1 protein-coding gene is annotated in these 246 nt (G+C 67.9%); it reads left to right on the top strand.

Going from position 1 to position 246, the window contains the following annotated elements; translation table 11 throughout:
* A partial coding sequence (locus SB771_RS36310; protein WP_410722199.1) for an efflux RND transporter permease subunit occupies positions 1 to 246 on the top strand: 246 nt, incomplete at both ends.

Consider the following 246-nt stretch of genomic DNA (forward strand, 5'->3'; position numbering starts at 1 on the left):
ACAACGACCTGATCATCGCCTACAAGAACAACGCGCCGCTGCGCCTGTCGGACGTGGCGCGCGCGGTCGAGGGCGCCGAGGACACGCGCCAGGCGGCCTGGGCCGGCGACAAGCCGGCCATCCTGCTGAACATCCAGCGCCAGCCTGGCGCCAACGTCATCGAAGTGGTCGACCGCATCAAGGAGCTGTTGCCGTCGATCACCGACAACCTGCCGGCCGGCCTCGATGTATCGGTGCTGACCGACC

It is taken from the genome of Burkholderia sp. SIMBA_051 (assembly GCF_046534915.1).
In the GTDB taxonomy this organism is placed as follows: Bacteria; Pseudomonadota; Gammaproteobacteria; order Burkholderiales; family Burkholderiaceae; genus Burkholderia; species Burkholderia ambifaria.